Here is an 11163-nt window from a genome sequence, read left to right as displayed (position 1 = left end):
CCCACGGGCTCGCCGCTGTCCTCCGCCGACCGTCGGAACCGCCCACCCGAAGGCCGGATTGCCCCAAATGCCCTACACGCGAATCGGTCCTATCGTGAAGTCATGGAGCATGCCCTCAGTCCCGCGACCCTCACCGAACTGCGCCGGCCGCGGCCGTACCCCGCAGTGTCGGTGCTGACTCCGACGCATCGCAGGGAACCCGAGAAAACCCAGGATCCGGTCCGGCTGCGCAATGTCGTCGCCGAGGCCAGGAAGCGGCTGGAGCACGACCCCGCCGTGACGCGCGAGCGGCGCGCCGAGGTCGTCCGGCAGCTGGACCAGGCGGTGGCCGAGGTGGATCTGGCGCACGCCGAGGACGGTCTGGTGATCTTCGCGGCGCCCGGTGAGCACCAGGTCTGGTCCCTGGCCCGGCCGGTGCCGGAACGCGTGGTGCTCTCGGACACGTTCCTCACCCGGAACCTGGTGGCCGCGCGGGCCGCCGAGCGGTCGTTCTGGGTGCTCTCCGTCTCCTCGGACCGGGTCACGCTGTGGAACGGGGGCGGCGACCGGGTCACCGAGGCGCACACCGGCGGATTCCCGCTGACCAGGGAGCGCGACAACTTCGACGCCGAGCGCCAGGAGCGGACCGGCGACCTGCCGTCCGTCTTCCGCGACGAGGACACCCGCCGCTTCCTACGGGACGCCGACACCGCGCTGGCGCGGGTCATGCGCGCGCGACACCGGCCCCTGTACGTCACCGGGGCGCCGGCCGCGCTGTCCCTGTTCGACGAGATGGGCACGGTCACCCGGGACGCCACGCACATCCCGCACGGCGGTCTGGCGCACGGCACCCCGGACGCCGTGTGGCAGGCGGTCCGGCCGCTGGTCGCCGCCGAGGAGCGCAGGCACGCCGACCTCGTGGCCGGGCGGCTGGAGACGGCGCGCGGCAGCAAGGCGTTCGCGGCCGGTCTCGACGAGATCTGGCAGAACGCCCAGCAGGGCCGCGTCCAGCTGCTGGCCGTCGAGGAGAACTACCGCGCGCGCGTGCGGTCCGACGGTGGCGGCGCCGGACCAGGCGGGGCGGGCGGCGGCCATCTCGTGCCGGCCGAGAGTGGCGACCTCGACGCCCGCGAGGACATCGTGGACGAGATCGTCGAGCGCTGCCTGGACACCGGCGCCGAGATCTTCTTCGTCCCCGACGGCATGCTCGGCGACGCCCCGGGCATCGCGGGGGTCCTGCGCTACTGAGCGCGCGGACCCGGCCCGCGTGTCCCGTATCGCGGCGTCCCGGTGTCGGCCCGGCCGGCACGGCACTCCCTCACACGCCGCCGAGGAGTGACGTCAGCCCCCGGTCGAGCGCCGGGCCCAGCTCCTCCCTCCCGGCGGGGACGACGCCGTAGCTGCGCTGCAGGAAGCGCTGGAGCGCCACCTTTTCGAACCGGAGGAGGGCGGTGCCGTACGGGGAGTGCAGTTCCACCACCGTGCGCAGGCGGCCGCAGGGCCAGATGTGCACGTCGCCGCTGCCGGCGGGCGCCCGCACCCCCTTCTCCAGCAGCTCACGGGAGAAGGTCCAGGTCACCATGGTGCCGTTCAGCGAGATGTCGGCCGGGAAGTCGAGGTGCACGGCCAGCGGATCGTCGGAGGAGTAGCGCAGGCTCGCGGGCACCGGCACCTCCCGGTCCTCGGCGGTGACGAGGAGAGCGCGGGCGGGCTGTTCCAGCGTGACGGTCATTGAACGGTCTCCGTTTCGGTGAAGCACTTCCTGCGACGCGGGCCGGCCCGTGCGCCGACGTGCGTTCTCGACCTCGCGGAGGGTTTTCGTGGCGCGCGACTCCCTGGATTCATCACTGTGACCCATGTCACTCGATTCCCTTTCGGGGCGCTCGTACATATGCCCGTCGAACACGGGAATGAAAGGCATGTGACGGGAGTCGACGCTCCGTCAAGTCACGTACGATTCCCACGACTTGGGGCCCGCGCAGGCGTACCGACACGCAGGGGACGATCCCGACCGCAAGGACGGTGACATATGCCGGAAGCACCACCGCATCGTGTCTTGCCAAATCCCTTACAGCGCATCGCGGGCTGTGCGACAGTCGTAATCGGCCCTTACGTCAGCGTTGGTCGTACCGTCCCCCATCGGAGTACGTGATGCCGTCCCCTCTCTCTGCGGATCGTCCCGCCGCCCAGCCGCCCCGTCGCGGCACGGTCGACGCCCTCATCTCGCAGACGCGGCGGCTGCGGGGTGACGTGGACGCCGTACGCCGTGACGCGCCCGTCGACCCGGCCGACCCCGAGGTCCGCTGGCAGCACGCTCTCTACGACCTGGCCTTACATCAACTCAGCGACCTCGACGAGCACTTGGCCCAGCTGCGCGACGGCCCCGCCCCCCCACCGGCCCCCGCGCCCCCGGCCGCACCGCCCCCGGCGTCCCCGCGCCCCTCCCTGCTCAGCCGGGTCGGCAGCGCCGAGTGGAACCTGCTCACGGACGAGGCCGACTGGTCCGGGGAGCTGTACCAGATCCTCGGCCGCGACCCCGCCTCCCCACCACTCACCCTCGACGAACTGCCGTCGCTGGTGCTCGACGAGGACCGGCCGACGCTGACCGCGATGGTCACCGACTGCCTGATCGACGCCAGACGCATCGACGGGGAGTTCCGGATCGTGCTCCCCGACGGCGGGGCGCGCACCGTGCACATGATGGGCGAGCCCGTTCTCGACGAGGACGGCGCCACGGCCTCGATGTGGGCCGTCCTGCGGGACGTCAGCGAACTGCGGCGCAGCCAGCGGGCGGAGAGCGAGACCCGTGACTCGCTGCAGCGTCAGCGGCACATCGCGCAGACCGAGCACCGGCTCGCGGTCGAACTGCAGGAGGCCGTGCTGCCGCCGTGGCGCGCCTCCCTGCGGCTGCCCCGGCAGGGACCCGAGAGGCTGGACCTGGCCGCCCACTACCTGCCCTGCTCGACCAGCGCGCTCATCGGCGGCGACTGGTACGACGCCCTAGAACTTCCCGGCGGCGAGAGCCTGTTGAGCGTCGGGGACCTCACCGGACACGGCGTGACCGTCGCCTCGGGCATGGCGATGCTGATCGGCGCCCTGCGCGGCATGGCGATGGCGGGCACCGAGCCGGGCCGGCTGATGGCCTGCCTCAACCAGTTACTGGACACCACCGTGCAACCGGCCCTCGGCAGCGCCGTCTGCTGCCGCTACCGCCCGGCGACCCGCACCCTCGTGTGGGCACAGGCGGGGCACCCCGCCCCGCTGCTGTTCCGCGACGGGACGGGGCACGTGCTGACGGCGCCGGACGGCGTCCTGCTCGGAGCGACCTCCGGTGCCGTCTACGGGCAGGCCGAAGTGACGCTCGAACAGGGCGACCTGCTGCTCCTGCACACCGATGGACTGGTGCCCCGGCACGGAGGAGAGGCGGCCGTCGAACGGCTGCTGGACCTGGCCCCGCGGTTCGGCGGGGCCCGTACGGCCCAGGAATGTGTACGGACGGTCGTGGAGGAGTTCGGCGAGGCCGAGCGTGCGGACGACGCCTGTGTACTCGTCGCGAGGGTCAGCTCCTGAGGACGTACCGGTACCGGCTCCGGACGGCCCGGAGGCCGTGCCCGGCGCTCACGCCGGGGCGATGTCGCCCTTGTTCTTCGACTGGGGCTTGGGCAGGGCGAGTCTGAGCTCCTCCCGCAGTTCCTGGATCTTCGGATAGCTGGAGTACTGACCGGTGAGCCGGTACATCTCCCGCAACCGGTCCCACGTGCGGTGCGAGGAGTTGGAGCCCATCGACATCAGGGCGAGGCGCGCGTACCGGTCGGCCTGTTCGGGGTCGTCGCCGATGAAGCAGGCCGAGGCCATGGACAGGAAGTCGAAGATCTTGGACCGCTGGCGGCCGTCGACGCGCAGCTCCAGTGCCTTCTGCGCATAGTGCTGGGCCTGCTTGGCCGCGGCCGGGTCGTGCTCCGCGAGGGTGCGGTAGGCCAGGGCCTGCATGCCGTAGAGGTCCTCCTCCTTGAACATCTGCATCCAGCTGGGCGGCGGCACGTCCGACCGGTCGGAGACGAACAGGTCCTCGGCCTGCCCGAGCGTGCGGCGCATGGCCTGGCCCTTGCCCATGGACGCCTGGGCCCAGGCCTCGACGGTGTGGAGCATGGCCCGGGTGCGGGGCAGCACCTGCTCCCCGGAGCCGGAGTGGGCGAGCTTCATGAGGTCGAGCGCCTCGTCGGGCTTGCCGAGGTGCACCAGCTGCCGGGCCGCCCGGGAGAGGGCCTCGCCGGCGCGGGGCCGGTCACCGCCCTCCCGGGCGGCGTGGGCGGCGATGATGAAGTACTTCTGGGCGGTGGGTTCGAGGCCGATGTCGTGCGACATCCAGCCCGCGAGGACGGCGAGGTTGGCGGCGACGCCCCACAGGCGCCGCTGGATGCGTTCGGGGTGGTGGTAGGAGAGCATGCCTCCCACCTCGTTGAGCTGTCCCACGACAGCCTTGCGTTGCAGCCCGCCGCCCCGGGCCGCGTCCCAGGCCCGGAACACCTCGACCGAGCGCTCCAGTTCCTCGATCTCCTGCACCCCGATGGGGGCGGCCTCGTAGCGGTCGTACCCGGCGGGGTCGGCGTGCAGGGGGTCGTCGAGGTCGGGAGCGTCGGCCGCGAAGGCCGGATCGGTGTGCAGCCAGTCGTGCATGGCGCTGCTGAGAGCAGGTCCCGCGGTGAGCGCGACACCCGCGCCCACCAAGCCGCGTCGGTTGAGCATGAGGTCCATTCCCGTGAATTCGGTGAGGACCGCGGCAGTCCGTTCGGGCGCCCACGGCACGCCGTCGGGATGTTCCGCATTCCCGTCGCCCCGCCGTTTCCCCGTACGCCCGTGCCGGACCAGACCGAGGTCCTCGATGGTCACGACACGGCCGAGACGCTCGGTGAACAGGGCCGCCAGCACCCGTGGCACGGGATCGCGCGGGATCTCTCCCATGTCGATCCACCGCCGCACCCGTGAGGTGTCGGTCGCCAGCTGGGGGTGGCCCATGGCCGCCGCCTGCCGGTTGACCAGTCTCGCGAGCTCTCCCTTGGACCAGCCGGCCAGGCCGAACAGGTCTGCGAGTCGAGTGTTGGATGGTCCGCTCACGTCAAGCCCCCAGGTTCTCGGCTGAGTTGAATGTAGCCCGCTGTCAGTTGCACGGGGACTATTCGCCAGGCTTCGCCAGGGTGCGCTAGATGGTGTGCCACGGCCCATCCGGTGTCAGGTAGGAAAGCGCCACCCCGACCCGGTCGCCCCGACGGGCACTCCCCAGGGTGCCCCCGGACGGCCGGGGCGGGCAGCGCGTGACATTGCCGGCACACGAAGGGATCTGTCTCCCCCATGTACGCAGCATCGTCCTCCGTGTCCGCTCCCCCCCGGTCGCTGCACCCCCGTCAGCCGGGCGGCGGCCCCTACCTCGACCCCACCCGCACGGCGGCCCCGGTACTCGGTGCCGGACGGGCGCGGCGCGCGCCGGGGCTCGGCACCCAGCCGCTCAGCGGCAGACTCGACCTGTCGGGTCCTCAGGGCGCGCAGCTCCGCACGGCGATCGCCTCGGTGCATCGCATCTGCCCGGAGTTCACTCCGGTCCAGGTGCTGCGCCGCAGCGGCCGCTCGGTGCTGCTCGTCGGTACGACCGGGCGCAGTACGGCCGTCGCCAAGTGCTTACTGGATCATTCCTCCATCTGGGAGGAGCGGTTCCGGCACGAAATAGCCGCATACCGCTCGTTCGTCCGGCACCGTCCGCCAGTGCGGGCGCCGCGGCTGATCGCGGCGGATCCGGACAACTGCACGCTGGTCATCGAGCGGATGCCCGGCCGGGTCGCCGCCCTGCAGCGGCATCCGGTGGAGGCGCCGCCGCGCGCCGACATCCGGGCGGCGCTCGGCGCGATCTGCCGGCTGAACGCGTGGCGGCCGCCGGCGGGGACGTTCGACGCCCCGCTGGACTACGCGGAGCGGATCTCCCGCTTCCATGAGCTGGGTCTGCTCACCGACCGCGACATGGGAGACCTGCAGAAACTCCTGCACGGCATCGCGCACGCGTCGGGCCGTCAGGGCATGGGCCAGTTCTGTCACGGCGACGCCCTCCTGTCGAACGTCCTGCTCTCACCGGCCGGTCCAGTGCTGGTGGACTGGGAGCACGCGGGGTGGTACCTGCCGGGGTACGACCTGGCCACACTGTGGGCGGTGCTCGGGGACGCGCCGGTGGCGCGGCGGCAGATCAGTCAGCTGGCGCAGTCGGCGGGCCCGGCCTCGCGGGACGCCTTCCTGGTGAACCTGATGCTCGTGCTGACCCGGGAGATCCGTACCTACGAGACGGCCGTGCAGCGTTCGATGCACGACGCGACCCCGACGGCACCGGGCCCGGCCCACCCGGCCGCCGCGTCGGCCGGTGAGGAACAGCGGTTGCTGCTCAGGCGACTGCACGACGACTGCCAGTTGGCCCGCAAGGCCGTCCGGGCGGCGGTCGGCACTCGCTGACGGGAACGAAGGCCCGCGGTGCGCCCCTGTGCAAGGGGGTGGCGCGCCGCGGGCCTTTGCCGTGCCGGCGGGCCCCCGGCCGACACGGCACGGACCGCCGGGGCGCACGGCCCCGTCGTCACGGGGTCGGCAATCACCGCGGAACGGACCTTCTGCGGGCATGATTGACGGATCGTCGGCCGACCGGCACCACTGGTGCCGTCCGGTCCCGCACGCCCCCGTCAACGCCCCACCGTTACAGGAGGCCGCCTTGCGAGGTTCCCCCACCGACCGCAGGCCCACCCCGCACCCCGGACGCAACCGCAGAGCAGCGTTCGCCGCAGCCCCCGCCGTCCTGCTGCTGCCCCTGCTGGGCGCGGCTCCCCCCGTCGGCCAGCCGTCCGCCGCGTCGGCCCGTCTGCAGGGCGCGTTCGGCGCCGCGGCCGCCGAGTACGGCGTACCGCGCGAGGTACTGCTCGGCGTCTCCTATCTCCAGTCCCGCTGGGACACGCACGGCGGAGCGCCGAGTGTCACCGGCGGCTACGGCCCCATGCATCTCACCGACGCCCGTACCGCCCTCGCCGATGCCCCGCACCACAGCGAGGGCGACGAGGACCCGCGCGGCGACGACTCGCGGCCGCTCCTGGCCGCCGAGGCCGGCCGGCCCGAACCGGCCGAACTCCCGTCCCGGCTGCGGACGTTGACGCGGGCCGCCGAACTGACCGGGCTGCCCGAGCGGAGCTTGCGCACGGACCCCGCCGCGAACGTGGCGGGCGGCGCCGCCCTGCTGGCCGCCGCGCAGCGGGAGCTGCGCGCACGGCCGAGTGCCGATCCGGCGGACTGGTACGGGGCCGTGGCCCGTTTCTCCGGTGCCGACGACCGGGCGACGGCCGCGGCGTACGCGGACGAGGTGTTCGCGGTGATCCGCGGGGGCGCCGAGCGCGTCACGGACGCCGGCCAGCGGGTGGCCCTGAGCGCCGAGCCGGGTCTCGTCCCCGCTGCCGGGCAGCTGTCACGGGCGGGGCTGCGCAAGTCGGCCGCGGGCGCCACGGAGTGTCCGGCGACGGTGTCCTGCGAGTGGATCCCGGCCGCCTACGCGGAGTTCGGCGACCACGACTACGGCAACCACGACCTGGCCGACCGGCCGAACTCGCAGCCCGTGCGGTACATCGTCGTCCATGACATCGAGGGCTACTGGGACAGCGCCCTCGAACTGGTCCAGGACCCGACGTACGTGTCGTGGCAGTACTCGCTGCGCTCCACGGACGGGCACATCGCGCAGCACATCAAGGCCGAGGACGTGGGCTGGCACGCCGGCAACTGGTACGTCAACGCGGCGTCGATCGGCCTGGAGCACGAGGGGTTCCTCGCGTCGCCGGACGCCTGGTACACGGAGGCGATGTACCGCGCGTCGGCGCGGCTGGTGCGGTACCTCGCCGACAAGCACGGCATCCCGCTGGACCGGCAGCACATCCTCGGCCATGACACCGTGCCCGGACCGACGACGGCGACGGTCCGGGGGATGCACACCGACCCCGGCCCCTACTGGGACTGGCGGCACTACTTCGAGCTGCTGGGCGCACCGCTCGGCGCGACGTCCGGCGGCGACAGCGACATGGTCACCATCCGCCCGGACTACGCCGCCAACCGGCCCGTGTTCACCGGCTGCGCGTCCAGCGGCGCGGCCTGCGCGGTGCACGGCTCCAGCGCCGTGCGCCTGTACAGCCGACCCGACACGACCTCGCCCCTGATCAAGGACATCGGGCTGCGGCCGGACGGCAGCGCCTCGACGACCGGGGTGAACGACCTCGGATCACGGGTCTCCACCGGGCAGCAGTACGCGGTCGCCGAGCGGCAGGGCGACTGGACGGCGATCTGGTACCTGGGGCAGAAGGCCTGGTTCAAGAACCCCGAGGACAAGCCGACGGCGGTCGGCGCTGCCGGTCTGCTGGTGACGCCCCGCGACGGTCTCGCGGACATCCCGGTGTACGGCCGCGCCTACCCGGAGGCGGCGGCGTATCCGGCAGGCGTGCCGGTGCAGGAGGTGTCCCCGCTGCCGTACAAGCTCCTGAAGGGCCAGCGGTACGTGGCCGGCGGCAAGGTGCCCGGCGAGTACTACTACGCCGTCTCCTTCGACACGAGCGGGCATCGGGTCGTGGTCGGCGATGACCTCTACTACGAGATCCAGTTCGGCCACCGGGTGGCGTTCGTGCGGGCGGCTGACGTGCGGGTGCTGCCCGCCGCGTGAGGACGACGAGGCGCGAGGAAGGGCCGGGTGCGCGCACCCGGCCCTTGCCGTCTTCGTCCTCTGCCGCCCTCAGCCCTGCTGGAACAGCTCCGCGGGCAGCGGCTTGAGCAGGGCGTACAGGTCGTCGGTGATGGGGCGGTCCCAGGCGGCGATGGTCACCAGGACGTTGTCGCTGCGGTCGAACTGGACGCAGGAGATCCGGGACTCGGAGAGCTTGAGGCGGCGGACGATCAGGAGGTTGTCGCCCTGCATCACCGGGAGGTCCTCGGAACCGACGACGGTGATGTCCTCCTCGTTCTCCAGCGCGATCAGCAGCTGGCTGACCTCGAAGGGGATCTCGCCGTCGGAGACCTCGCGCGCCGGGGAGCCCTCCGGAAGGTTGCCGATGATCATCGCGGGGCCGCGGCCGCCGTAGAGGTCGTAGCGCAGGAAGACGCCCTGGCAACTGCCGTCGGGGGCGGGCAGCAGACCGGCGCCGAGATTGCCCGGCCAGTCGCCCGGATCCATGGCCAGTACGTCGAATTCGGGACCGGCGGGAGTGGCGCTGCGGCGGCGGAGGAAGGACATGCCGCAATGGTACGGCGTGCCGTCCGGCGGCGGGGCCGAGGGAGCCGCGGGGGCGGGGGTGTTCCGGGGGACGGGTGTGGCTGCCGTGCCCGGTGCCGCCTCGGGAGCAGGGAAACGGGGGCGACTCCCCGTTCGGCGGCGTCCCAGGCCGTCCGTCAGGGCTGCGGCCGTCCGTCAGGGCTGCGGCCGTCCCCGTGTGCCGGAGCCGGTGGGTTCGCCGTCGGGCAGGGGTGCCGCGCCCGCGACGGTGCTCCGGCGGGAGGTGTCGACCGCGGGGGCCAGGAAGGCCGCGCAGACCACGCAGGCGAGGACGACGAGCATGGCGGGCCGCAGACCGATGTGCTCGCCGAGGAGGCCGAGCCCCGGCGGGCCGACGAGGAAGGCGACGTAGCCGATGACGGCGACGAGGCTGACGCGGGCCGTCTCGTCGGGGCCGGACTCGCCGGCGGCGGAGAGCGCCAGCGGGAAGCCGAGCGAGGCGCCGAGACCCCAGAACAGCACGGCGGCCCCCGCTACGGCGGGGCTGTCGGAGACGACGACGAGGAGCAGGCCGAGTGCGCCGGAGGCGGCACTGGCGCGCACCACGGTGATGCGGCCGTAGCGGTCGAGGACGTAGGTGCCGGTGAAGCGGCCGACCGTCATGGCGGCGGCGAATGCGGCGTAGACGAGGGAGCCCGCGGTGGGGTCCATTCCGTGTCCGTCGACCATGAGCAGGGGCAGCCAGTCGTTGGCCGAGCCCTCGGCCAACGCCATGGCCAGGACGATCGCGCCGATGAGGAGGAGTCTGCCGTCCTTCCACACCGCCGGGTGGTGTTCCTCGGCGCCGCCGTCCCGGGTCCCGGTGGGGGCGGTACGGCCGGTGCCCGCCGGGATGGAGCGCACCGCGTGGAGCAGGAGGCCGACGCAGACCGCGACGACCGCCGCGAGATGCCAGTGCACCGGGACGTCGGCCGCCGTCGCCGCCATGCCCGCGCCGGCACCGCACACCGTGCCCAGGCTGAAGAAGCCGTGCAGCGGGGGGAGCGTGGTCCGCCCGCTGATCCGCTCGACGTCGGCACCGTCGACGTTCACCGCCACGTCACCGACGCCCATGCCGGCGCCGAAGGCGCACAGGCCCAGGGTCACCAGGGGCACCGACGCGGCGAAGCCGCCCCAGCAGATCGTGACCATCCCGGCCAGCAGCAGCCATGTCCCCCAGGCGATCACGGGGCGGGTGCCGTACCGGGACACCAGCCGCCCCGAACAGCTGATCCCCAGCATGGAGCCGAGCGACAGCCCGAACAGGACCAGTCCCATCTGCGCGGTGGAGACGTCCAGCCGGTCCCTGATCGCGGGCGTGCGCGTCACCCACGACGACATCGAGATGCCGGCGAGCAGGAAGACGAGGAACAACGCCTGCCGGCGTCGGCGCACGGCGTCGTCCATGAGACTGCTTCTCCTAGGGAGCGGAGCCACTGCGGGCCCCCTGCGGCACCCCCTGGCCGAACAAATGTACAGGCCTCTCCTGTTCCGGGGTTCGGGCGCCGGGTCCGTCTCCTCCGCGCCGAGGGGTGCCGACGGGCTCCGGCCGCCCACCGACACCGCGCGTTCACCCGCTCAGGTCAGGTCGAACTCGCCCTCGCGGGCCCCCGACACGAAGGCGCCCCATTCGGCGGGGGTGAAGATCAGCGAGGGGCTCTCGGGGCTGCCGCTGTTGCGCATGGCGATGAAGCCCTCGACGAAGGCGATCTGGACATCTCCCCGCCCCTGGCTGCTGGACCGCCAGTCCGCGTCGGTCAGGTCCAGTTCCGCCGGCTTGTGCCAGCCGTCGAGGGATCGCTGCTGCATGGTGGTCTCGGCCACGTCCGTGCTCCTCCCGGTTCGTCGTCCGCCCGCCAGACTAGCGATCGGCCCCCACCGCC

The 11163-nt window shown here is 72.7% G+C and carries 9 protein-coding genes; 4 read left to right on the top strand and 5 right to left on the bottom strand.

What is annotated here, in order from left to right:
• Positions 1–102 precede the first annotated feature (102 nt).
• Entirely contained in the window at positions 103–1227 is a 1125-nt protein-coding gene (locus ACFU5F_RS32140; protein ID WP_383894859.1) for a chemotaxis protein, read from the top strand.
• A gap of 70 nt (positions 1228–1297) precedes the next feature.
• Here the strand turns inward: ACFU5F_RS32140 and ACFU5F_RS32135 are convergent, their stop codons facing one another.
• Entirely contained in the window at positions 1298–1711 is a 414-nt protein-coding gene (locus tag ACFU5F_RS32135) for an SsgA family sporulation/cell division regulator (RefSeq protein WP_383894858.1), read from the bottom strand.
• 419 nt (positions 1712–2130) lie between these two features.
• On the opposite strand from ACFU5F_RS32135, the gene ACFU5F_RS32130 reads away from it, so the two are divergent.
• On the top strand, positions 2131–3549 hold the full coding sequence (locus ACFU5F_RS32130; RefSeq protein WP_383894855.1) for a PP2C family protein-serine/threonine phosphatase: 1419 nt from the start codon (positions 2131–2133) through the stop codon (positions 3547–3549).
• A gap of 48 nt (positions 3550–3597) precedes the next feature.
• On the opposite strand, the gene ACFU5F_RS32125 is transcribed toward ACFU5F_RS32130, so the two are convergent.
• Positions 3598–5094 carry a hypothetical protein gene (locus tag ACFU5F_RS32125; RefSeq protein WP_383894852.1) on the bottom strand — a complete coding sequence of 499 codons (1497 nt, stop codon included), beginning with the start codon at positions 5092–5094 and terminating at the stop codon, positions 3598–3600.
• A 234-nt stretch (positions 5095–5328) separates the two neighbouring features.
• Between ACFU5F_RS32125 and ACFU5F_RS32120 the strand changes: the two genes are divergently transcribed.
• Positions 5329–6468 (top strand): aminoglycoside phosphotransferase family protein, encoded by a 1140-nt coding sequence (locus ACFU5F_RS32120; RefSeq protein ID WP_383894850.1) that lies wholly within the window; start codon positions 5329–5331, stop codon positions 6466–6468.
• A gap of 250 nt (positions 6469–6718) precedes the next feature.
• A complete protein-coding gene (locus tag ACFU5F_RS32115) occupies positions 6719–8695 on the top strand; it encodes an N-acetylmuramoyl-L-alanine amidase (RefSeq protein WP_383894848.1) in 1977 nt (658 codons plus the stop codon).
• A 69-nt stretch (positions 8696–8764) separates the two neighbouring features.
• Here the strand turns inward: ACFU5F_RS32115 and ACFU5F_RS32110 are convergent, their stop codons facing one another.
• The 3 genes from ACFU5F_RS32110 to ACFU5F_RS32100 all read right to left on the bottom strand — a co-directional run bounded on the left by ACFU5F_RS32110 (position 8765) and on the right by ACFU5F_RS32100 (position 11104).
• Positions 8765–9262: a hypothetical protein gene (locus ACFU5F_RS32110; RefSeq protein ID WP_318810263.1), complete on the bottom strand. Its 498-nt coding sequence runs from the start codon at positions 9260–9262 to the stop codon at positions 8765–8767.
• 174 nt (positions 9263–9436) lie between these two features.
• Positions 9437–10687 (bottom strand): MFS transporter, encoded by a 1251-nt coding sequence (locus ACFU5F_RS32105; RefSeq protein WP_383894845.1) that lies wholly within the window; start codon positions 10685–10687, stop codon positions 9437–9439.
• A gap of 171 nt (positions 10688–10858) precedes the next feature.
• The gene (locus tag ACFU5F_RS32100) at positions 10859–11104 is read right to left on the bottom strand and encodes a DUF397 domain-containing protein (protein WP_383894842.1); all 246 of its coding nucleotides are present in this window, start codon (positions 11102–11104) and stop codon (positions 10859–10861) included.
• Positions 11105–11163: the final 59 nt, after the last annotated feature.

Source organism: Streptomyces sp. NPDC057438 (genome assembly GCF_042802995.1).
Taxonomy (GTDB): Bacteria; Actinomycetota; Actinomycetes; order Streptomycetales; family Streptomycetaceae; genus Streptomyces.
This window is presented reverse-complemented; position numbering and strand designations above follow the sequence as displayed.

What these genes read in the sequence shown, in the direction of transcription:
- ACFU5F_RS32140 (WP_383894859.1), top strand. Translation starts at nt 103, where the DNA reads ATGGAGCATGCCCTCAGTCCCGCGACCCTCACCGAACTGCGCCGGCCG.
- ACFU5F_RS32135 (WP_383894858.1), bottom strand. Translation starts at nt 1,711, where the DNA reads ATGACCGTCACGCTGGAACAGCCCGCCCGCGCTCTCCTCGTCACCGCC.
- ACFU5F_RS32130 (WP_383894855.1), top strand. Translation starts at nt 2,131, where the DNA reads ATGCCGTCCCCTCTCTCTGCGGATCGTCCCGCCGCCCAGCCGCCCCGT.
- ACFU5F_RS32120 (WP_383894850.1), top strand. Translation starts at nt 5,329, where the DNA reads ATGTACGCAGCATCGTCCTCCGTGTCCGCTCCCCCCCGGTCGCTGCAC.
- ACFU5F_RS32110 (WP_318810263.1), bottom strand. Translation starts at nt 9,262, where the DNA reads ATGTCCTTCCTCCGCCGCCGCAGCGCCACTCCCGCCGGTCCCGAATTC.
- ACFU5F_RS32105 (WP_383894845.1), bottom strand. Translation starts at nt 10,687, where the DNA reads ATGGACGACGCCGTGCGCCGACGCCGGCAGGCGTTGTTCCTCGTCTTC.